Annotated in this window: 16 protein-coding genes; 4 read left to right on the top strand and 12 right to left on the bottom strand. The window is 70.7% G+C overall.

All coding sequences use genetic code 11. The features are described 5' to 3' along the window. Positions 1-99 precede the first annotated feature (99 nt). A complete protein-coding gene (locus tag LPW41_RS05035) occupies positions 100-1,500 on the top strand; it encodes a L,D-transpeptidase family protein (protein ID WP_230704260.1) in 1,401 nt (466 codons plus the stop codon). A gap of 394 nt (positions 1,501-1,894) precedes the next feature. Here the strand turns inward: LPW41_RS05035 and LPW41_RS05030 are convergent, their stop codons facing one another. Next, positions 1,895-4,114, bottom strand: coding sequence for an NADP-dependent isocitrate dehydrogenase (locus LPW41_RS05030; RefSeq protein WP_230704259.1), 2,220 nt, complete (start codon positions 4,112-4,114; stop codon positions 1,895-1,897). Positions 4,115-4,299: 185 nt separating this feature from the next. Here LPW41_RS05030 and LPW41_RS05025 point away from each other — a divergent pair, with 185 nt between their 5' ends. Continuing rightward, entirely contained in the window at positions 4,300-4,752 is a 453-nt protein-coding gene (locus tag LPW41_RS05025; RefSeq protein ID WP_144782529.1) for a GNAT family N-acetyltransferase, read from the top strand. A gap of 159 nt (positions 4,753-4,911) precedes the next feature. Here LPW41_RS05025 and LPW41_RS05020 read toward each other — a convergent pair whose 3' ends face one another. The 10 genes from LPW41_RS05020 to LPW41_RS04975 form a co-directional block, all read right to left on the bottom strand. Beyond that, the gene (locus LPW41_RS05020; protein WP_144782531.1) at positions 4,912-6,729 is read right to left on the bottom strand and encodes an ABC transporter ATP-binding protein; all 1,818 of its coding nucleotides are present in this window, start codon (positions 6,727-6,729) and stop codon (positions 4,912-4,914) included. Further along, entirely contained in the window at positions 6,726-8,588 is a 1,863-nt protein-coding gene (locus LPW41_RS05015; protein WP_230704258.1) for an ABC transporter ATP-binding protein, read from the bottom strand. Before LPW41_RS05015 ends, LPW41_RS05020 begins: the two co-directional genes overlap by 4 nt. Before the next feature lie 1,308 nt (positions 8,589-9,896). Continuing rightward, positions 9,897-10,394: a methylated-DNA--[protein]-cysteine S-methyltransferase gene (locus LPW41_RS05010; protein ID WP_230704257.1), complete on the bottom strand. Its 498-nt coding sequence runs from the start codon at positions 10,392-10,394 to the stop codon at positions 9,897-9,899. Further along, positions 10,391-12,013: an AlkA N-terminal domain-containing protein gene (locus tag LPW41_RS05005; protein WP_230704256.1), complete on the bottom strand. Its 1,623-nt coding sequence runs from the start codon at positions 12,011-12,013 to the stop codon at positions 10,391-10,393. The genes LPW41_RS05010 and LPW41_RS05005 overlap by 4 nt, the downstream gene beginning before the upstream one ends. Positions 12,014-12,185: 172 nt before the next feature. Beyond that, a complete protein-coding gene (locus LPW41_RS05000; protein WP_230704255.1) occupies positions 12,186-14,177 on the bottom strand; it encodes a hypothetical protein in 1,992 nt (663 codons plus the stop codon). A gap of 115 nt (positions 14,178-14,292) precedes the next feature. Continuing rightward, positions 14,293-15,360: a glycosidase gene (locus tag LPW41_RS04995; protein ID WP_144829154.1), complete on the bottom strand. Its 1,068-nt coding sequence runs from the start codon at positions 15,358-15,360 to the stop codon at positions 14,293-14,295. A gap of 2 nt (positions 15,361-15,362) precedes the next feature. Beyond that, positions 15,363-16,190 (bottom strand): carbohydrate ABC transporter permease, encoded by an 828-nt coding sequence (locus tag LPW41_RS04990; RefSeq protein ID WP_144782543.1) that lies wholly within the window; start codon positions 16,188-16,190, stop codon positions 15,363-15,365. After that, positions 16,187-17,161: a carbohydrate ABC transporter permease gene (locus tag LPW41_RS04985; RefSeq protein WP_144782545.1), complete on the bottom strand. Its 975-nt coding sequence runs from the start codon at positions 17,159-17,161 to the stop codon at positions 16,187-16,189. The genes LPW41_RS04990 and LPW41_RS04985 overlap by 4 nt, the downstream gene beginning before the upstream one ends. Position 17,162: 1 nt before the next feature. Continuing rightward, complete coding sequence (locus LPW41_RS04980; RefSeq protein ID WP_144782547.1) at positions 17,163-18,446, bottom strand: extracellular solute-binding protein; 1,284 nt, start codon at positions 18,444-18,446, stop codon at positions 17,163-17,165. A gap of 38 nt (positions 18,447-18,484) precedes the next feature. Continuing rightward, a complete protein-coding gene (locus LPW41_RS04975) occupies positions 18,485-19,510 on the bottom strand; it encodes a LacI family DNA-binding transcriptional regulator (protein ID WP_230704254.1) in 1,026 nt (341 codons plus the stop codon). Between the two features lie 184 nt (positions 19,511-19,694). Here LPW41_RS04975 and LPW41_RS04970 point away from each other — a divergent pair, with 184 nt between their 5' ends. After that, positions 19,695-21,122: an NAD(P)/FAD-dependent oxidoreductase gene (locus LPW41_RS04970; RefSeq protein ID WP_230704253.1), complete on the top strand. Its 1,428-nt coding sequence runs from the start codon at positions 19,695-19,697 to the stop codon at positions 21,120-21,122. 109 nt (positions 21,123-21,231) lie between these two features. Further along, a complete protein-coding gene (locus tag LPW41_RS04965) occupies positions 21,232-21,750 on the top strand; it encodes a DUF1697 domain-containing protein (protein WP_144829167.1) in 519 nt (172 codons plus the stop codon). On the opposite strand, the gene LPW41_RS04960 is transcribed toward LPW41_RS04965, so the two are convergent. After that, positions 21,731-22,684, bottom strand: a complete 954-nt coding sequence (locus LPW41_RS04960; protein ID WP_154096097.1) for a DMT family transporter — start codon at positions 22,682-22,684, stop codon at positions 21,731-21,733. The genes LPW41_RS04965 and LPW41_RS04960 overlap by 20 nt on opposite strands. Between the last annotated feature and the right edge of the window lie 97 nt (positions 22,685-22,781).

Raw genomic sequence — 22,781 nt, 5'->3', positions numbered from 1 at the left:
CGTCACGCCGCGGGCGTGATCAGACCGTGATATTGCTCGGGGGTGACGCGCAGGCCGCGGCTTTAGCATGGGAAGACTGACTTCCGGGGGGTTTGACTCATGACCGACGGCGCACCTGGCACCGACGGCGCGACCTACGCTTGGGCTCCGCCCGAGCCCACGACGCGCAAGAACCGCTCCGGCCTGTGGATCGGCATCCCCGCCGGCGCGACGGCCGTGGCCCTCATCGCGGCCTCCCTCGTGCTGATCGCCCCCGGCGCCTCGGTCGCCGGTGTGCAGATCGGCGGTCTCACCGCTGGCGCCGCCGCGCAGGCGATCTCGACCCGACTGGCCGACACCGCCGTCGTCGTCGAGAGCCCCGCCGGAGAGGTCACCGTCACCGGCGCCGACCTCGGCGCGACGGTCGACGCCGCCGCCCTGGCCGACAAGGCCTTCGCCGACAACCCCATGTGGAAGCCCGCCGCGTGGTTCCCCGAGGGAGCCGGCGTCGCCGTCCAGATCGACGAGTCCGCGGCCACCGCCGCCCTGCGCGACAAGGCCCCCGGCGCGTACCGCGCGCCCGTCGACGCCACCGTCGCCTACGACGCGGGCTCGCAGGCCTACGTCGCCACCCCCGCCGAAGCGGGCGAGGGCATCGACGTCGCCACCGTCGCCGCCGCCCTGCAGTCGGCCTTCGACTCCGGTGAGACCACCACCGCGGTCGACGCGACCCTCGTGCCCGTCGAGGCCCCCGTCTCGACCGACGAGGCCGGCGCCGCCGTCGCGACCCTCAACGGCATCCTCGACTCGGCCGGCTTCTACGTCGGCGACGAGCGCACGGTGCCCGTCGACCGCGCCACCGCCGCCTTGTGGCTCACCGTCACCCCCGACGGCACGGGCGACTTCGCCATCTCGGCCGACCAGAGCGCGATCCAGACCGTCGTCGACGGCCTGACCGGCATGGTCGACCGCGGTGCCGTCAACGCCGACGTGATCGTCGACACCGGTGGAGAGGTCATCCACACCCTCACCGAGGGCCAGACCGGCCGCGCGCTCGGCGACACCGCCGGCATCGCCGCGGCCTTCGCGACGCAGCTCGCCGACGGCAACGGACGCTACGCATTGAACGTCACCGAGACGCCGTTCGACACCACCAAGACCGAGCGCCGCATCGACGTCAACCTCAGCACGCAGACCACCACGCTCTGGCAGAACGGTCAGGTGTACCGCACCTACACGATCTCGTCGGGCGCCGGCGAGCACGCGACGCACACCGGCAACTTCCGCATCGGCTGGAAGACCGCGATGCAGGACATGGGCTGCGTCCCCGGCTACGACTACTGCACCAAGGACGTCCCCTGGGTCGCGTACTTCAACGGTGACGAGGGTTTCCACGGCACCTACTGGCACAACAACTTCGGCACCCCGATGAGCCACGGCTGCATCAACATGACCATCCCGCAGGCCAAGGAGCTCTACGACTGGGCCTACCGCGGCACGGAGGTCTCGGTTCACTACTGAGCCCGGATCCTTCTGAGAGGGGTGGATGCTTCGGCATCCGCCCCTCTGTCTTTTCTCCCGGCGGGACTGCGTCGTGGTGCGACAGCGTCCCGGCGGGACTGCAACCCGGCGGAACAGCCTCCCGGCGTGACAGCTCGCCGGCGGGCCGGCGTCTTCGCACCCTGCGTCGCACCGCTGTGACGCAACGCAGGACTCTCGCCCGGCAACCCGCCCCGACACTCCCCTCCCGGGGCCCCGGCGCGCACAACTCCTGCACTCTGCCCCGACCGGGCCCTCCGGAGGCCCGACAACCGCGGATTGCAGGAGTTGTGCCGTGCCGACGCGCCGAGCCGCGGCCCGGAAACGCAGAAGGGGCGGATGCCGTGTGGCATCCGCCCCTTCTGGGGTTTCCGGCTCAGCGCAGGGCGTCGACCACCGCGTTCAGCGTGGCCGAGGGGCGCATGACCTTCTCGACGAGCTCCGCGTTCGGGCGGTAGTACCCGCCGATCTCGGCGTGGTGACCCTGGACGGCGTTGAGCTCGGCGACGATCGTCTGCTCTTCCGCGGCCAGCTTCTCGGCGACCGGGGCGAAGACCTGGGCCAGGTCGGCATCCGTCGACTGCTTCGCCAGCTCCTGCGCCCAGTACAGGGCGAGGTAGAAGTGACTGCCGCGGTTGTCGATCGTGCCGAGGGCACGGCCGGGCGACTTGTCGTTCTCGAGGAACGTGCCGGTCGCGGCATCGAGGGTCTGCGCGAGCACGCGAGCCCGCTCGTTGCCCGTGGTGTCGGCGAGGTGCTCGAGCGAAGCCGCGAGGGCGAAGAACTCACCGAGTGAGTCCCAGCGGAGGTAGTCCTCCTCGACGAGCTGCTGCACGTGCTTGGGAGCCGAGCCGCCGGCGCCGGTCTCGAACAGGCCACCGCCCGCGAGCAGCGGGACGATCGAGAGCATCTTGGCGCTCGTGCCCACCTCGAGGATCGGGAACAGGTCGGTGAGGTAGTCGCGCAGCACGTTGCCGGTGACCGAGATCGTGTCCTCGCCGCGGCGGATGCGCTCGAGCGAGTAGGTCGTCGCCTCGGCGGGGGCGAGGATCTCGATCGTGAGGCCGTCGGTGTCGTGGTCGGCGAGGTACTCGTGCACCTTGGCGATGAGGTTGCGGTCGTGCGCGCGGGTCTCGTCGAGCCAGAACACGGCCGGGACACCGGTCGCACGGGCGCGGGTGACGGCGAGCTTCACCCAGTCGCGCACCGCGACGTCTTTGGTCTGGGTCGCGCGCCAGATGTCGCCGGTGCTGACCTCGTGCTCGAGCAGCACGTCGCCGTTCGAGGCGACGACCTGCACGCGGCCGGGGGCGGCGATCTCGAACGTCTTGTCGTGGCTGCCGTACTCCTCGGCCGCCTGGGCCATGAGACCGACGTTCGGCACCGAGCCGATGGTGGCCGGGTCGAGCGGTCCGTTGGCGATGACGTCTTCGATGGTCGCCTGGTAGACACCGGCGTACGAGGAGTCGGGGATGACGGCGAGGGTGTCGTCTTCTCCCCCGTCGGCGCCCCAGAGCTTGCCGCCGTTGCGGATGAGCGCGGGCATCGAGGCGTCGACGATCACGTCGGAGGGCACGTGCAGGTTGGTGATGCCCTTGTCGCTGTTGACGTACGACAGGCGGGGGCCGGATGCCAGGGCCTCACGGATCTCGGAGGCGATGGCGTCGCCGCCCTCGACGTTCGACAGACCCGCGAGGATCGAGCCGAGGCCGTCGTTGGGGGTGAGACCGGCCGCGGCGAGGGCATCGCCGTGGCGGTCGAACACGTCGGCGAAGAACGCCTTGACGACGTGACCGAAGATGATCGGGTCGCTGACCTTCATCATCGTGGCCTTCAGGTGCACCGAGTAGAGCACGTCGTCGGCCTTCGCCTGGGCGAGGGTGTCGGCGAGGAACGCGTCGAGGGCCGCGGCCGAGAGGAAGGTGGCATCCACGATCTCGCCCTGGAGGACCTTGAGGCCCTCCTTCAGCGTCGTGGTGGAGCCGTCGGCGGCCACGTGCTGGATCGTCAGCACGTCATCGTCGCCGAGCACCACCGACTTCTCGTTCGAGCGGAAGTCGTCGTGGCCGAGGGTTGCGACGCGGGTCTTCGAGCCCTCGGCGAACGCCTTGTTGCGGTGGGGGTGCTTCTTGGCGTAGTTCTTCACCGCGAGCGGGGCCCGGCGGTCGCTGTTGCCCTCGCGCAGCACGGGGTTCACCGCGGAGCCCTTGATGCGGTCGTAGCGCGCGCGCACGTCTTTGTCTTCGACGCTCGACGCCTCATCGGGGTAGTCGGGGATGTCGTAGCCCTGCGACTGGAGCTCCGCGATCGCGGCCTTCAGCTGCGGGATGGATGCCGAGATGTTCGGCAGCTTGATGATGTTCGCCTCGGGCAGCGTGGCGAGTCCGCCGAGCTCGGCCAGCGCGTCGCCGACCTGCTGCTCGGGCGTGAGGCGCTGCGGGAAGGCCGCGAGGATGCGGCCGGCGAGCGAGATGTCGCGGGTTTCGACGTCGACACCCGCCTGCTTCGTGACGGCCTGCACGATGGGCAGGAACGACGCGGTGGCGAGAGCCGGCGCCTCGTCGGTGTACGTGTAAATGATGGTGGAATCGGGCACGTCAGATCTCTCCGTAGAGGCGGCCAGGGTTGCGATTCAGCCTATCGCACATGGGCAAAGTCTCTTGATGTCGAGATAGTTCTCGGCATCCGCCCTCGTCTTTCCCCGCTGCTCCCCCCTCGGCAAGAACATGCGTCGGTATGCGATCTTTGGGGGCGGGGCGGGCGTGCCGGTAGCCTGAGCGCATGGCTGACCTGCGTCTCGTCGAACTGTCCGCCGCCACGATCGTGGCCGTCAACACGCTCTCGCTCAAGCCCGGACAGGAACAGTTCCTCGCGCCCGTGAGCTACGGGGTCGCCGCCACGGTGAGCAACCCGCAGACGACCTGGCAACGCGTGGTCCTCGACGGCGATGAGGTCGTCGGCTTCGTCAGCGCGAACTTCGATCGCGACGCCCACGAGGAGCACTTCCAGTCGGTGCTGTGGCGCATCAACGTCGACGCCGACGAGCAGGGCCGTGGCGTCGGAAGCTACGCGATCGCCGCCGTCCTCGAAGAGGCCCGCGGTCGCGGCATGGACCACGTCGACGTGATCTACGAACCCGGTGTCGGCGGTCCCGAGGCGTTCTTCCAGCGTGTCGGCTTCGAGCCGGTTGGCGAGACGGCATACGGCGAGGTCATCGCTCGCGCGCGGGTGTGATCGGCTGAGGCGCGAAGATCCGGGCGGGGCGCTGGGCGCCCTCATTCGGTTCGACTGGTGTGACTCGAAACGGCACCGGACAGCAGACTGCTTTCGACGGAAAGACGGACGCCACGCGCCCGAGGGGCAGCGTGGCATCCGTCATTCCCGCGGGGCGGGCTAGACCAGCGACTCGCGCCAGGCGGCGTGGAGCTGGGCGAACTTGCCCGTGCCGGCGATGAGGGCGGCCGGGGTGTCGTCTTCGATGATGCGACCGTGCTCCATCACCAGCACGCGATCGGCGATCGCCACCGTCGACAGGCGGTGGGCGATGATGATCGCCGTGCGGTCGGCGAGCAGCGTCTGCAGGGCGTCCTGGATCTGCCGCTCGCTGGGGATGTCGAGCGAGGCCGTGGCCTCGTCGAGGATGAGCACCGCCGGGTCGGCGAGGAACGCCCGCGCGAACGAGATCAACTGACGCTGGCCCGCCGACACACGGCCACCGCGCTTGTTCACGTCGGTGTCGTAGCCGTCGGGCAGCTTCGAGATGAACGCGTCGGCACCCACGGCGCGAGCCGCCGCGCGGATCTCGTCCATCGTGGCATCGGGCTTACCGAGGGCGATGTTGTCGGCCACGGTCCCACTGAACAGGTAGGCCTCCTGCGTGACCATGACGATCGCGCGACGCAGGTCTTTCGGGTGCAGACGCCGAAGGTCGACGTCGTCGAGGGTCACGGCGCCCTTCGTCGGGTCGTAGAACCGCGACACGAGCTTGGCCAACGTCGACTTGCCCGCACCGGTCGTGCCGACGAGCGCGATGGTCTGCCCGGCCGGGATGTCGAGCGAGAAGTGCGGCAGGATGACGCGGTCGTCGGAGTATCCGAAGGTGACGTCGTCGAAGCTCACGTGGCCCCGGGCGGTCCACAGGTCGACCGGGTCGGTCGGGTCGGGAACCGTCGGCTGCTCCTCGAGCACGCCCGACACCTTCTCGAGCGCGGCCGTCGCCGACTGGTAGGAGTTCAGGAAGAACGCCACCTCCTGCAGCGGCGAGAAGAAGTTGCGGACGTACAGCACGGCGGCGGTGAGCACACCGATCTCGAGCGGCCCCGCGATCACGCGTCCGCCGCCCCACAGCAGCACCACGGCGACCGAGACCGCGGCGACGCCCATGATGCCCGGCTCGAAGGTTCCGAACAGCTTGATCGAGCGCATGTTCACGTCGCGGTAGTCGCCGGCGAGCTTGCCGAACTCCGCGTCGTTGCGCGGCTCCTTGCGGAACGCCTTGACCGCCCGGATGCCGGTCATCGTCTCGACGAACTTCACGATCACCTGGGCGCTGATGACGCGCGACTCGCGGTAGATCACCTGCGAGCGCGAGTAGAACCAGCGCATGAGGAAGTACATGGGGATGCCCATGACGGTGAGGATCAGCCCGGACTGCCAGTCGATCAAGAACAGGGCCGCGAGGGTGAACAGGCCGTAGAGCACGCCCGACACCAGCTCGTTGAGCCCGCCGTCGAGCAGCTCGCGGATCGTGTCGAGGTCGCTCGTCTGCCGCGAGATGATGCGCCCCGACGTGTACGACTCGTGGAACTCGAGGCTCAACCGCTGCGTGTGCAGGAAGATCCGCTTGCGCAGGTCGAGCATGACGGCCTGCGTGAGGCGCGCGGCTACGACGACGTACCAGCCGATGAGCACGGCGCCGCCGATGCCGGCGAGCAAATACACGATGACGACGCCGTACGTCGGCATCCAGTCGCTGCGCTCGATGACGGCCGGCAGGGCGTTGTCGATGCCGTACGCGATCAGCGCCGGACCGGCGACCCGCAGAGCGGTCGAGACGACGAGCACGGCGCCGGCGAGCACGAGCTGCCAGCGCAGCGGTGAGACGAGCGAGCCGAGAAGGCGCAGCGAGCGCTGACGGATCGCGCGACTCTCGTCGCGCGTGTAGTCGGAGCGGTCTTCGCCGCTCGTCCCGGAGACGGTGGAGGTGCTCATCGGGTCGCCTCCTTCTCGGTGAGGGCGTCGTCGTCGGACGGGATCACGTCGATCGCGCCCGTGCGGGCTTCGCGCTCGGCCTCTTCGAGGCTCGAGATGACGTAGCGGTAATGGTCGCTTTCGCGGAGCAGGTCGGAGTGCGTGCCGACGGCGGTGATGCGGCCGTCTTCGAGCAGAGCCACCCGGTCGGCGAGAGTGACCGTCGAGGGCCGGTGGGCCACGACGAGGGCGGTCGTCTCGCTGAGCACCTCGCGCAGCGCGTCTTCGACCAGGGCCTCGGTGTCGACGTCGAGCGCCGACAGCGGGTCGTCGAGAACGAGCACGGCGGGGCGGGCCGCGACCGCGCGTGCGAGCGCCAGGCGCTGACGCTGACCGCCGGAGAGGCTCAGGCCCTCTTCGCCGATGACCGTGTCGAGGCCGTCGGGCAGGTCGTACACGAAGTGCGCCTGCGCGACCTGGAGCGCTTCTCGCAGGATCTCCTCGGCCTCGGGTGAGCCGGGCGTGAGGTCTTCACGACCGAGCAGCACGTTGTCGCGCACCGTCTGCGAGAACAGCGTGGCGTCTTCGAAGGCCATGCCGACGTGACGCCGCAGTTCGGCGAGCGTCAGGTCGCGAACGTCGACACCGTCGATCAGCACGCGGCCGCCGGTCACGTCGTAGAGGCGCCCGGGCAGCGTGGTGAGCGTGGTCTTGCCCGAGCCGGTCAAGCCGACGAGCGCCATGGTCTCGCCCGGACGCAGCACGAGGTCGACGCCGTTCAGCAGGTCGGGCTCGGTGCCGGCGGAGTCCTGGTAGCGGAAGTGCGCGCCCTCGAAGGTCAGCTCGCCGCGCGGCTCCGCGATGGTGCGGGGGTTCTCGGGGTCGACGATGGTGTTCTGCTCGTCGAAGACCTCGAAGATGCGGTCGGTGGCGGTGCGCGCGTCGAGCAGGAACGAGAACAGGAACCCGATCGACTCCATCGGCCACCGCAGCACGGTCGCCATGGCGAAGAACGCCACGAGCTCGGCGACCTGCAGCTGCTGGAGCTGGGTCAGCACGATGCCGGCGCCGAGGCACACCGCGAATGCGATGTCGGGCAGCAGCACGAGCCAGAACCAGATCCACCCGATCGCGCGGGCCTTGTCGATCTCGGTCTCGCGCAGCGATTCAGCCTGGCGGGTGAACTTCTGCAGAGCGTGCTTGCCGCGTCCGAAGGCTTTGAGCACCCGGATGCCGTGGACGCTCTCTTCGACGCTGGTGGCGAGGTCGCCGGCCTGGTCTTGGCTCTGACGCGTCAGCGCGCCGTAACGCTTCTCGAAGCGGAAGCCGACGTAGATGACCGGGGCGGAGGTGACGAGGAACAGCGCGCCGAGCAGCCAGTGCCAGCGGAACAGCAGCACGGCGCCGATGGCGATGGTCAGCAGGTTGACCACGAGCAGGATCACGCCGAAGGCGAGCCAGCGGCGCAGCATGCTGATGTCCTGCATCATGCGCGAGAGGAGCTGCCCCGACTGCCACCGGTCGTGGAAGGCGACGGGAAGGCGCTGGAGGCGGGAGTAGAACGACTGGCGCAGGTCGTACTCGACCTTGGTGGCGGGCGAGAGCACGAACCAGCGGCGGAGCCACACCATGGCGGCTTCGGCGAGGCCCAGGCCGAGCACGGCGAGGGAGCCCCAGACGAGGGCTCCGGCGTCGAGCGAGGCGATGGGGCCGGCGACGATCTGCTCGAGAACGAGCGGGATCGCCAGGGCCAACAGGCTCGCGATGAGGGCGGTGACGGCACCGGCGATGAGGCGCGGCAGAACCGGCCGTGCGATCGGCAGCAGGCGCGCGAGCGCGCGCGGAGTGGACAGGCGTTGCGGAGGCGTTGAGGTGGTCATGATCCTCGTGGGGTCGGAGCGGGCGCCGGGATCGGGCGCGGAGAGGGAGCCGGGAGGCGCGACGAAGTGCGTCGGTCGAGGCGTGACGGTCGCGCGTGAGCGCGGCGTGGTGCCCTAGGAGCGTCGGCCGGGGCGCGCAGCGACGGAGGATGCGGCGGCCGGGGCGACGGGGGCGTCGATCTGGTCCATGGAATCCTCCTCAGTTGGTGTAGCTTCCGCCGGGGGGACGGCAGCCCTCCAGACTATCCCTGAGAGATTGCTGAGGGCAAGGATTTCTTGCGGCGGCCGACGCGACCCGGCACCTCCCGGCCCCCACCCAGGTCCCTGAGCCCGTCGAAGGGACCGGAACCCGCAGTCCCCGACCCAGGTCTCTGAGCCTATCGAAGGGACCGAAACCCGCAGTCTCCGGCCCAGGTCCCTGAGCCTGTCGAAGGGACCGGAACCCGCAGTCCCACCGGTGGCTTCGACAGGCTCAGCCACCTCCCTCACCCGGGACCGGAACCCGCAGTCGCCCGGTGGCTTCGACAAGCTCAGCCACCTCCCACACCCGGGCCAGGGACCGGAACCCGCAGTCCCCGACCCCAGGTCCCTGAGCCCGCCGAAGGGCCCAGAACCCGCAGTCCCACCGGTGGCTTCGACAGGCTCAGCCACCTCCCTCACCCGGGACCGGAACCCGCAGTCGCCCGGTGGCTTCGACAAGCTCAGCCACCTCCCACACCCGGCCCAGGGACCGGAACCCGCAGTCCCCGACCCAGGTCCCTGAGCCTGTCGAAGGGACCGAAACCCGCAGTCTCCGGCCCAGGTCCCTGAGCCTGTCGAAGGGACCGGAACCCGCAGACCCACCGGTGGCTTCGACAAGCTCAGCCACCTCCCTCACCCCACCCAGGTCCCTGAGCCTGTCGAAGGGACCGGAACCCGCAGTCCCCGACCCCAGGTCCCTGAGCCTGTCGAAGGGCCCGGAACCCGCAGTCCCACCGGTGGCTTCGACAGGCTCAGCCACCTCCCTCACCCGGGACCGGAACCCGCAGTCGCCCGGTGGCTTCGACAAGCTCAGCCACCTCCCACACCCGGCCCGGGGCCCCGAACCCGCAGGCGCCCGGAGGCTTCGACAAGCTCAGCCGCCTCCCACACCCGGGCCCGGAACCCGCAGTCGCCCCGAGGCTTCGACAAGCTCAGCCACCTCCCCCACCCGGGCCCGGAACCCGCAGGCGCCCGGAGGCTTCGACAGGCTCAGCCACCTCCCCCGCCCGGGACCGGAACCCGCAGCCCTCCGGGGGCTTCGACAGGCTCAGCCACCTCTCCCACTGGTCAGGCCGCCGATTCGCGCGCCAGCAGGCTCTGCTTCACCCCCGTGCCCCACGCGAAGCCGCCGAGCGTCCCGTCTCCGCGCAGCACGCGGTGGCAGGGGACGAACAGCGCGACGGCGTTGCGCGCGCAGATCGAGGCTGCGGCGCGCACGGCAGTCGGCGACCCGAGGGCCGCCGCGAAGCCGGTGTACGTCAGCGGTGCGCCGGGGGTGATGGAACGCAGCGCCTGCCACCCCGCTCGCTGCAGGGGCGTGCCGGTCTGCGCGACGGCGACGGCGTCGATCGCGGCGATGTCGCCGTCGTAGTACGCCCGCACGGCAGGGGCGGCCCCCGTACCGCCGCTTACGACGCGCTCTGGCCGCCGCTCGGGCCGCAACCGCGCGAGGACGGCGTCGGTGTCGGCCGTCCAGCCCGAGACGATGACGCGATCGGCCTCGTCGGCGAGGATCGCGAAGGGACCGTCGGGGGTGTCGACGAATTCGAGGATCGCGGTGGTCATTCGGGGGTCTCGCTTCCGGTCGAGGGGCGGGTGAGGGATGAGGGGCGTTCGACGTCGGATTCCGCGACGTCTGCGGCTCGTCGGGTGCGCGCACGCCGGGGTCGGGCCACGACGACCGCCGCGGTCTCTGCGGGCGACCTCCATGCCTGCGTGACGGGGGCGGCGTACCAGTAGTGCGCCATGGCGTAGCTGCGCCAGGGCGACAGGCGTTCGGACCATTCGGTGAAGCCCGCGGGGTCGGAGGGCAGCCCGAGTGCCGCGGCACCGGCGCGCGCGGCGACATCGCCGGGCAGCAGCACGTCGGGGTCGCCGAGCACGCGCATGCGCACGTAGTCGGCGGTCCACGGTCCGATCCCCCGCCGCGCCAGCAACCGCTGGCGCTGGTCGACCCCGTCGTCGCCGAAGCCCAGGGTGAGGCTGCCGTCGGCCAGCGCCTCGGCCGCCTCGACGATCGCGCGCATGCGGGCGGCCGGCCCCCGAAGGACCTCGAGCCCGCGCTCCGCGATCGCGGCGGGCGTGGGGAACAGCGTCATGGGTTCGGGGCCGACGCCGACCTGCTCCCCCAACGCAGCGGTCAGACGGCCCTGCATGGTACGGGCGGAGGCCACGCTGATCTGCTGGCCGATCATGGCGCGCAGCAGCATCTCGTCGGCGTCGATCGCGCCGGGCACCCGCACGCCGGGGATGGCGGCGACGGCGGGCGCCAGCTGCGGATGCCGGGCGAGCGCCTCGTCGATCGCGAGCGGGTCGGCGTCGAGGTCGAACAGGCGCCGCACGCGGGAGATGAGGGTGCCGAGATCGGCGAGCGCCGACAGTCGAGCTCGCAGGCGGAGGCGCCCGTCGTCGGCCAGGCGCACCTCGAACCACGCCGGTCCGCCGGGAAGGCGCACGACGCGAGCGAAGGAGGCGTCGGCACCGACCTCGACTTCGGGGATGGCGTGCGCGCGCATCCACCCGAACAGCCCGACCGTGTCGATCGGCCCGCGCACCGGCAGGGCGAGGTCGATCTCGCCCGCGGCGGCCTCGACGCCCGAGGAGTGCGGCCGGCGGGCGCGCAGCTCGCGCGGGGGCATGCCGAACACCTCGCCGATCGTGTCGGTGAACTGCCGCACGCTCGAGAAACCCGCCGAGAACGCCACGTCGGCCGACGAGAGGTCGGTGCCCACCAGCAGGGCGCGGGCGGTGTGCGCGCGATGCGCTCGAGCCAGCGCGAGAGGACCGGCGCCCAGTTCGGCCTGGAGCAGGCGAGTGAGGTGACGCGACGAGTAGCCCAACCGCTGGGCCAGACCGGGCACGCCCTCGCGGTCGACCACCCCGTCGGCGATCAGGCGCATCGCCCGCGCGACGACGTCGCCCCGCACGTCCCACAGCGGCGACCCGGGTGCCGCCTCGGGCAGGCACCGCTTGCACGCCCGATACCCGGCCTCGTGCGCGGCCGCGGAGGTCGCGTAGAACGTGACGTTCTGCTCTTTCGGGGTGCGTGCGGGGCAGCTCGGGCGACAGTAGATGCCGGTCGAGCTCACCGCCGTGACGAACTGGCCGTCGAACCGGCGATCGCGCGATTGGATGACGCGGTAGCGCTCGGCGAAGCCGGGAAGGGCGGCGGCGGTGGTGGTCATGGCATCCAGCCTGCCATCGACCTCCGACATCGGCTGGCGGAAATCGGACACGACCGTGACGCGGCTGACGGGCACGCCCCGAGGCCGCCGGCCCCACGGCGCAGCGACACCGCCCAGCGACCCGGCGCAGCGGATCGGCCGGGCCCCGAAGGACCCGGCCGGTCCGCCGCACTCACCCCTGGGCGATCGCGAATCCACCCGGGGGCACGACCACGGTCACGGTTCCGCTCGTCGACGTGCTGCGCACCAGCGCGCCCGAGGCGTCGTAGACCGACACGGTCGACGACACTCCCGCGGCACCGATGCCGGTGCGCTGCGGCCCCACCGCGCTCGAGTGCACGAGCTCGCTGCGCGCGTCTCCACCCAGCACGAGCCGCGAGATCCAGGGCCGGACGATCAGTCCGTCGAGCGTGAGCTCGCCCTTCTGCACCTTCACGTCGACCTGAGAACCTTTGCCCGCGGCGGGCGCCGTGAGCGCGTAAGGCAGCAGAGCGCCCGGCGTCGGCGAGATGCCCTGTTCGGGTCCGGTGATCTTCAGCGCGCCGCCGCCTCGCCAGGTCGACTGCGATTTCTCACCCGGCTCGGTCCACACGACGGGTTCGATCCATCGTCCGGTGTCGGAGGGGCCGATGTCCCAGGTGGCGCTGTGACGTGCTTCCAGCGTCAGGCCGTCGCCCGACCAGCTCGACTCCCCCGTCCACGACGACTCCGGAGTGAACACGGTGCCGTCGGTGCGCACGGCGTCTTCGGCCTCGACGTACGACAGTCCCACGCGGCTCTCGACCGAGGTCAGGGCCGTCGCCCGCTCCGCAACCGCGGGGTGGGCGTCGAGCGCGAGCGCGGTGAGCAGGCCGTGGATGGTCGACTCGGCTCCGCTGTTGCGGTTGACCGTGCCGTCGGGCTGGAGGCCGTCGTAGGTGATGCCGGTCGCGGGGTCGTACATCTGCGCCCCGGCGTGATTGGCTCCGAAGAACCAGGCGGCCTGCATGCCCGCGAGCTCGGCGAATGCGGCCGATCCCGTCGTGTCGGCGAGCGCGAGCAGCGACTGCACGCGCGAGTCGGCGCCGTAGGCGATCTGCACGCGGTCGGTGGGGCTCGGGAACCATCCGTTGTCGGGCCCGCCGGCGGTGAGCAGCGTCGTGGTGAAGCCCGTGGCATCCGCGATCGCCGGTTTCACCAGCGCGTCATCGCCGAACAGGTCGCCGGCCTCGGCGAGCGCTGCGGGCATCTGCGAGCCCCACGCGTGCCACATCGCGGGCGACTGGGCCCACGGCAGGACGGCGCCGTACGGCCATTGGCGGGTGTTCCCGGATGCCATGGCGGCCGCGCCCTCCGCGAGCTGACGCGCCGCGGTGGCGGAGGTGTCGTCACCGGCGCGCACGGCCGCCGTGAGTCCGAGGACCGCTTCCGCCGTGGCATCCGCCCCGTCGACGATCAGCCACGCGGGCACCTTCTCGCCGTCGGACTCGACGTACTGCCCGTACTTCGACAGCGCGTCGCGTTCGATGGCACCGCGCGAGAGAGCGAGGCGGTCCTTGAGGAACGAGGCGAACGCCGGGTCGTCGTCGGCGAACGCCGCGTAGCCCTCGCCGAGGGCCCAGACGGTGCGGGCTGTCCAGTAGCTGGGTCCGGAATCCGAGGGGTCGGGCAGCTCGACGGGCTCGGCCGAGGGGTTGAGCTCTCCGTCGGGCTGCATCCACAACACGACGTTGCCGGCGGAGGGACCGTCGGTCGTCTGGTGGTACGCGACGGTGCGCAGCAGCTCGTACGCCTTCTGCCGACTGTCGGGGTCGCCGGTGAGCTCCCAATGCCGGGTGTAGACGACGGCCGCGCGGGTGTTGTCGTCGGCGTTGAAGGCGCCCTGACCCCAGTCGCCGGTCGCGGGGTCGAGCGGACCGCCACCCACGCGTTGGAAGGTGCCGCCGTCGCGGGCGTCGGCGTAGGTCCACGGCGCGAGCATCGTGGGTTCCTCGGCTTGTCGGTAGGTCGAGTGACCGGCGACATCGGCGGGCGGGGTCGCTTCGTCGAGCAGGAAGTCGAGGTGGTCGAGGTTCGTCAGCGAGCCGGATGCCGCTGTCGCGGGCGCCACGGCAGGTTGCGGGGCCGCTGCGGCGGCGGTTGTCAGCGGGACGGCGAGGGCGGCGGCGCCCAGCACGGCCGTCATTCGCGCACTCCATCGTGCGTTCATGGGGAGGGGGATCCTTTCGATGGGTGGGGTGCGCGACCCCGGCCGACGCGTTCCCGTCAGGGGACCCGCGAGGGCCGGAGCCGCGCTGTACTCAGTCGGTGCGCTCGAGCAGGGCGACGCCGATCTTCGAGTCGGCCATGCCGTAGAACACGAAGTGACGACCGTCGATCTCCTCGATCGCGGTCGGGAACACGACGTTGGGCACGATGCCGCTGCGCTCGTCGTCGGTCTCGGGAGCCAGGAGCGGCTCGGGCGTGCGCGCGATCACGCGGCTGGGGTCAGCGGCATCCAGGATCAAGGCCCCGGCGGCGTAGTTGACCTTCTGCTGCTGCGAGAAGGCGCTGTCGATCACGCCGGTCACCCCGTGGTGCAGCACGAGCCAGCCCTCGGGAATGCGCAGCGGCGGCGGACCGCCACCGATCTTGACCTCTTCGAAGGGGTACTGCGGCCCCGCGACGAAGCGGTGCTGTCCCCAGAGCGCGAGCGCCGAGAGGTCGTCGCGGACGGCCTCGAGGGGCACGTAGCTGATCCAGATCGACTGCCGCTGGTCTTCGATCCCGGCCGGCACGCGCACGCCCTGGCCGGGCTTGGTCTCGCCGAGGTCCCACATCGGGCGGTGCAGCACCGCGAGCGACTCGGTGCCGTCGGGCGCCGTGACCGGCTCGGGGAAGAACACCGTGTCCTTGTTGTGGAACAGGTTGAGGTCCATGTCGAGGTCGTCCTGGTAGCGGAACATCGCCGGCCCCAGCCGCTTCCACTCGCGCAGGTCCTCCGACACGGCGACGGCCGTGCGGGGTCCGAGCGGGCCGTAGGCGACGTAGGTCATCACGTGCAGGCCCAGTGCTTCGATCCACGTGGTGCGGGGGTCTTCGGTGCCGGCGTTGCCGACGCCGCGCTCCCACCCGCGATCGGGCTGCAGCACGATGCCCTCGCGCTCGACCGAGACGGGCACGCCGTCGTCGATCACGACGCGGGCGATGCCGACGCGCGAGACGTTTCCCTCCGCGACCAGGCGGGGCAGCAGGTACAGCTGGCCGTCGGGGCCGCGTCCGGATGCCGGGTTGAGCACGCCCTCGGCCTCGTCGGCGTTGCCGGGCTCGGGGGTCATCACCACCCCGACGCGCGTGAGGCGGTAGGGGACGGGGGATTCGGGGGTCATTGTCATCCTTTCACTCCGGATCCGAGGTCGTTCGAGGTGAAGTAGCGCTGGAAGATCAGGAACAGCGCCACCGCGGGTGCGGCGAGCACGACGGCGCCGGCCATCATGGCGCCGAAGGGGTTGGTGGTGGATGCCGCGATGTTCGAGATGAAGTTCGCCAGCGACACCGCCAGGGGCTGCATCGTGGCGTCCTTCGTGATCAGGAACGGCCAGAGGAACTCGTTCCACGGACCGATGAACGTCAACAGCACCGCGGTCAGCAGCGCCGGGCGCACGAGGGGCAGCGCGACGCTCCACAGCAGCCGGAACTCGTTGGCGCCGTCGATACGGGCGGCGTCGAAGAGCTCCTTGGGCAGCTGCAGGAAGTACTGGCGGAAGATGACCACGGCCGTGGAGTTGATGAAGAACGGCAGGATCATGCCGAGGTAGCTGTCGCTCAGGCCGTAATCGCGGGCGATCATGACGTAGAGCGGGATCATCAGCAGCTGGAACGGGATCACCTGCACCAGCAGCACGAGCGCGAAGGTCGCCGAGCGGCCGCGCCACCTCAGCACTGCGAGCGCGTATCCGGCGAGCACGCCGAACACGAGCGTGCCGAGGATGACGCCGCCGGTGAAGATGCCCGAGTTCGCCAGGCCCTGCAGCAGGTTGATGCGCCCGTCGATCGCGGTGTAGTTCTCCACCGTCAGGTTCGAGGGGTGCGGGAACGCCCCCGCGATCGAGGTGTCGGGGCTCGTCTGCAGCGACCCGGCGATCATGTAATAGAAGGGGAACAGGAAGGCGAGCGCACCGACGGTCAGCACGCTGTACGTGACGATCTTGCTTCTCATGATTCCTCCCTTCCGACGAACCGGCGCTGCAGCAGCGCGATGACGAGCACGAAGATGATCAGCACCACTCCGATGGCCGCGGCCACGTCGGGGTTCTGCTGTTCGATGCCCTTCTGATAGATGAGGAGCACGGGCGACGTGGACGCGCCGTTGGGTCCGCCGCCGCTCGTGAGCAGGTAGGGCTCGGTGAAGAGGTTCGCGCCCGTGATGGTCGACAGCAGCAGCACGAGGAACGTCGCGGGCCGCACGCCCGGCACGGTGACCGAGAAGAACTGGCGGATGCGCCCGCCCCCGTCCACCGCGACCGACTCGTGCAGCTCGCGCGGCACGTTCTGCAGGGCCGCGAGGTAGAGCAGGATGTAGAACCCGAGGCCCTTCCAGGTGACGAACAGCGCGATCGTGGGCATCGCCAGCGCGGAGTTGACCAGCCACGACGGGTTCGGCGCGAGCGGCCCGAGCACGTTGTTGACCAGGCCCGTGTTCGAGAACAGGAACAGCCACACGGCCACCACGGCGACGGATGCCGTGACGTACGGCACGTAGAAGGCCACCCGGAAGAACGCGCGGGCGCGCACCGCGCGGTCGAGTGCCGTCGCGAGCAGGATCGAGAGCACCACGGTGAGCGGCACGTTGATGAGCAGGAAGACGCCGACGTTGCCGAAGGCCCGCCACACGTCGGGATCGCTCAAAGCGGTGACGTAGTTGTCGAAGCCGACGAACGGCCGGTCGACGTTGGCACCCGGAGCGGTGAAGAAGTAGTCGTGGAACGACATCCACACCGCGAAGATGATCGGGTACGCGAAGACGACCCCGATGAAGATCAGGTACGGGGCGGAGAACAGGATGCCGAGCGGCTGCGCACCGAACGGGCGGCGCCGCGTCTTGGTCGTGGTCTCCGCGCCCGCCGCACGGCCCGGCCGCCCGGGGTCGCCCCCGGTGCGGCCGGCCGTGCCGGCGACGGACGTGGTCATGTCACTTCCCTGCCGCGAGTTGATCGATCTGGGTCTTGGCATCCGAGAGGAACGTCTTCACGTCGCCCTCGCCGAAGATGACGGCCTTCGAGTAGTCGTCGCGGAAGGCCTGCCAGATCTCCACGGAGTTCTGCACGTTCGGCACCTCGACGGTGCGGGCGGCCTGGTCACCGAACTGCTGGTACGAGGGGTTGGCCGAGAAGTAATCGGCGTAAGTCGTCGTGAGATCGGTGCGCAGCGGCATCTGTCCGGTCTCCTCGAGCCAGGTGCCGTCCTGCTCCTCGCTCGTGGCGAACTTCAGCACGTCCCACGCGGTGGCCTTGTTCTCGCACGCGGTGAACAGGCCGACGTTCTTCGCGTCGCTGAAGGTCCACGTGTCGGAGGCGGCGGTGCCCTTCTCGGTCGGCACGGGCACGGAGCCCCAGTTCACCTTGTCCTTGTAGACCGAGATGGCCCACGGCCCGACGATCGCCATAGCGGCCTGGCCGTCGGCGAACGCGTCGCCCTGGTACTGCTCGTTGCCGGCGAGCTGGTCGCTGTAAATGGTGCGCCAGAAGTCGGCGACCGCTTCGCCGTTCGCGTCGTCGAAGGTCGCCTGACCGTCTTCGACCAGCTGTTTGCCGCCCGTCTGCGCGGCGTAGAGCGGGTAGAAGTCGAACCACGACTGGAAGAACTCGCTCGTGGGCGCCGGGTTGATCGCGTACGGCGCGACCCCGGCCGACTTCAGGGTCTGCGCGGTCTGGAGGAAGTCGTCGTAGGTCGACAGCTTCGGGTTCTCGGCGTCGAGTCCGGCCTGGGCGAAGAGGTCCTTGTTGTAGAAGATCATGACCGGGTTGCTCTTCCACGGCAGCTGGTAGAAGCCGCCGTCGTCGGAGCGGTACTGGTCGGCGAGGTCGCCGCTGCGGTCGGTGATGTACTGCTCGCCGTCGGGGAAGTCCGACAGGTTGACCAGTCCGCCCTGCTTCTGGAAGCCCGGGACCGCCGCGGGCGAGGTGTTGAAGATGAGGCACGGCGCGTTGCCGGCGGTGATCGCGGCCCCGATGACCTCTTCGCTCGAGGATCCGGCGGGGATCTCCTGCGCGGTGACCTGCTGGTCGGGGTTGGCGTCGTTCCACGCCTTCACCATCTGCTCGCCCCACGCGATCTCGGCGTCGTTGTTGGAGTACCAGATGGTGATCGGGCCGCGGGCGTCCATGCCCGAGCTGGCTCCTCCCCCGCCGCTGCAGGCGGACAGGGCCAAGACGCCGGTGGCGGCGAGTGCTGTGGTCAGAATGCGTCGTCGCATCTCTTCCTCCTTGTGTGTGCGGGATGACCCGCGGTGCGTCAAGCGGTCGGCGGCGCCCCGGTCGAGGCGCGGACGATGAGTCGGGGATCAGGCAAAGCGAGGGCCTCGGCAGCACCGCCCGTGGTGGCGGCCAGCAGCGCGCGAGCGGCGGCGGCCCCCCAGCCCCGCGCGTCGGTGGCGACACTGGTGAGGGCCGGGAAGAGGTGGCGGCCGATCTCGGCGTCGTCGAACCCGGTGATCGACAGGTCGCGGGGCACGACCAGCCCGCGGCGCTGCGCACGACCGAGGCCGGCGATGGCCATGTTGTCGTTCGAGTAGACGATCGCCGTCGGAGGCACGTCGGCGTCGAGCAGCGCATCCGTGGCCCGGGCGCCGTCGGCCGCACTGAAGTCGGTCGGCACGACCCGGGACCGGATGCCGCGGTCTGCAGCCGCCGCCTCGAACGCCGCCGTGCGGCTGCGGCCGTGGAGCATCGCGGTGGGGCCCGCCACGTGGGCGATGTCGGTGTGGCCGAGGTCGGCCAGGTGGCCGACCGCGAGACGGATGCCCGCTCCGTCGTCGACCGACACCGAGGTGAAGGGGCTGTCGACGTCGGGGACGCCGAGTGTGACGGCGGCGATGCCGAGCTCGGCGACCAGCGCGATGCGGGGGTCGCCCGCGCGGAGGTCGGAGAGGATCACGCCGTCGACGCGGCGATCGGCGACCAGGCCGCGGTAGGTCTCCTCCTCGTGGCGACCGGGGGTGGCCGCGGCCAGCACGAGCACCTGGCCCGAGACCGAGAACTCGTCTTCGACGCCCGCGATGAACGAGGGGAAGAAGGGGTCGGCGGCGATCACGTCGGGGCTGCGACCGATCACGAGACCGCACGCGAACGCCCGGCCGACGCTGAGCGAGCGAGCCCGGAGGCTGGGGCTGAAACCCATGTCGGCGGCGACGGCGAGGATGCGGTCGCGGGTGTCGGGGGCGACGCCCGCGCGGCCGTTCAGCGCGAACGAGACGAGGCCCTTGCTCACGCCGGCGCGGCGCGCGACATCGGCGATGGTGGGTCGCGTGTCGTTCGTCATCCGTCACTCCGTCGTGGGGGCCTGCGGCCTAAACCGGTTCAGTAATCAAAACTCTAAACCGGTTCAGAGATAGTAGTCAAGACCTTGCAGGATTCCCCCAGGGTGCGGTTGGCTCGGAAGTCCGCGCGCGGGTGGGCAGCGCAACCCCCGCCCGATGTCGCACCCCCTGAGTAGCCTGAGCGACATGAGCGAACGCGAATACGACCTCATCGTCATCGGTGCCGGCCCCGTCGGCGAGAACGTGGCCGACCATGCCGTGCAGGCCGGCCTCACCGCCGTCATCGTCGAGTCCGAGCTCGTCGGCGGCGAGTGCTCGTACTGGGCCTGCATGCCGTCGAAGGCCTTGCTGCGCAGCGCCGCCGCGTTGCGCGCCGCACGCGACGTCGACGGGGCGAAGCAGGCGGTCACGGGCAACCTCGACGTCGCGGCCGTGCTCCGCCGTCGCGACACCATGACCAGCAACTACGACGACTCCGGTCAGGTGCAGTGGCTGCAGGGCGCGGGCATCGACCTCGTGCGCGGCCACGGCACCCTGACCGGCGAGAAGACCGTGCGGGTCACCGCCGCCGACGGCACGACCACCGACCTCGTCGCGCGCCACGCGGTCGCGGTCTGCACCGGGTCGGCTGCGCTCCTGCCCGACATCCCGGGTCTGGCCGACATCTCACCGTGGACGAGTCGCGAGGCCACCGCCGTCGAGCAGATCCCCGCATCCCTCGCGATCATCGGCGGCGGCGTCGTCGGCGCCGAGATGGCCACCGCGTTCCAGAGTCTCGGCAGCGAGGTCACGATCATCGCGCGCTCCGGCCTGCTCGGCGGCAACGAGCCGTTCGCTGGCGAGCTCGTCACCGACTCCCTGCGCGAGCGCGGCGTTACCGTCAAGACCGGCGCCGACACCACCTCCGCTCGTCGCGACGACGACGGCCGCGCCACGCTCGAGCTCTCCGACGGCACGACCGTCACGGCCGACGAGGTGCTCGTCGCGATCGGTCGCACGCCCCGCACGCAGGATCTGGGGCTGGATGCCGTGGGCCTCAAGCCGGGCACATGGCTCGAGGTCGACGACACCCTCCTCGTCCGCGGCTTCGACTGGCTGTACGCCGTGGGCGACGTCAACCACCGGGCGCTCCTGACCCACCAGGGCAAGTATCAGGCGCGCGCGGCAGGCGACGTAATCGCCGCCCGTGCGAAGGGCGACGAGATCGACGACGCTCCGTGGGGCGCTCACGTGGCGACCGCCGACCACGACGCCGTGCCGCAGGTGACGTTCACCGACCCCGAAGTGGCATCCGTCGGTCTCACCGCGAAGAAGGCCGACGAGAAGGGCCTGAACGTCAAGGTGGTCGACTACGACCTCGCGAGCATCGCCGGCTCGAGCGAGCAGTCCGACGCCTACGTCGGAAAGGCCCGCGCGATCGTCGACCTCGACCGAGGCGTGCTGGTCGGTGCGACCTTCGTCGGCCCCGACATCGCCGAGCTGCTGCACTCCGCGACCATCGCGATCGTCGGCGAGGTGCCGGTGAAGCGTCTGTGGCACGCGGTGCCGTCGTACCCGACGGTCAGCGAGGTGTGGCTGCGCCTGCTCGAGACCCTGGGTCGCGACTCGGCCTGAGGCGGGGCGGGCGCGCGCTGTCGCTCGACGCTCGAGCGAGCCGGGCGTTGATCTGTCGCGCCCGGATCCGCCCTCTCCTCACCCGGTGCCGACGGAATATGGTCGCTTCATGTCACGCCTCATCGCCCTGATCCGTGGAGTCGGTGGACCCACGGCGATGAAGATGCCCGCGCTGCGCGAGGTCCTGGCATCCGCCGGTCTGGGCGAGGTCGAGACGCTGCAGGTCGCGGGCAACCTCGTGCTCGACCCGGGGCGACGCAGCTCCGCCACCATCGCGAAGACGGTCCGCGCGGCGGTGCGGGAGGGGTTCGGCTTCGACCTGCCCGTCATCGTCCGCACCCACGCCGAGCTCGCCGACGCGCACGCGCGCAATCCGTTCGCGTCCGACCCCGAGGGTCACTGGGTGCAGACCGTCTTCCTCGATCAGCCCGCCGCCACGACCACGCTCGAGCTCCCCACGGGCGCGCCGGAAGAAGTCGTGGTCGACGGGCGCGAGGTGTTCGTCCGCTACCCCGACGGCATCGGACGGTCGAAGGTGCAAGCGAGCTACATCGAGAAGCGACTCGGCGTCGTCGGCACGGCGCGCAACGCCAACACCGTCGCGAAGCTCATCGAGATGAGCGCGTGAGCGCAGCGGCATCCGTCGCCTCGGGAGACACGGGCGCCGGAGGGCCCGCCGAGCGCTGACGGATCGTCACGGCGATCGCCGCGCACGCGATGACGGCGAGACCACCGGCCACGGTCCCGAGGGTCAGCGACTCTCCGAGCACGAGAGCCGCCCAGCCCAGCGACAGCACCGGCTGGGCGAGCTGCAGCTGGCTGACGCGGGCCATGGGTCCGATCGCGAGTCCGCGGTACCAGGCGACGAACCCGAGGAACATGCTCACCACCGCGAGGTAGGCGAACGATCCCCACGCGGCGGGATCCGCGGTGACCGGCGTGCGGATCGCGGAGAAGAGGGTCAGGCCGACCATCACGGGGCTCGACAGCACGAGCGCCCACGAGATCGTCTGCCACGCGCCGAGTTCGCGCGCGAGCACCCCGCCTTCGGCGTAGCCCACGGCGGCGGCCACGACCGCGCCGAGCAGCAGCAGATCGGTGGCATGCAGCCCCTCACCCCCGGAACCGCCGACGGCGAAAGCCACGGCGACGACGGCTCCGATCGCCGCCGCGATCCAGAACCCGCGGCCCGGTCGCTCGCGCGTGCGGAGCACCGCGGCCACGGCGGTGGCGGCGGGCAGCACCGCGATCACGACCGCGCCATGACTCGCGGGTGCCGAGGTCAGGGCGAACGAGGTCAGCAGCGGAAAGCCCAGCACCACTCCCCCGCCGACGATCGCGAGGCGTGCGGCCTGCCGGGCCGACGGCATCCGCGACCGCGTCACCGCGAGTGCGACCGCCGCGATCGCCGCGGCCACGACGGCCCGCCCCGCCCCGACGAACAACGGGTCGAGCTGCGCCACGGCAACGCGGGTGAAGATCACGGTGAACGAGAAGGCGACCACGCCGAGGCCACCCCACACGAGGCCGCGTCGCGAGACATATCCGGATGCCGACTGCATCCCCCCACCCTGCGAGACCGGGCGCCGCGCTCGCGCGGTCCACTCGCCCCCGCGTGGCCTGCGGCGGTCCCGTCCGGTTTGGGGCAGTCCCCTCCGG

It is taken from the genome of Microbacterium sp. JC 701 (assembly GCF_021026215.1).
Lineage (GTDB): Bacteria > Actinomycetota > Actinomycetes > Actinomycetales > Microbacteriaceae > Microbacterium > Microbacterium algihabitans.
Note: the sequence above shows the minus strand (reverse complement) of the source record. Positions and strands in the feature narration are given on the sequence as shown.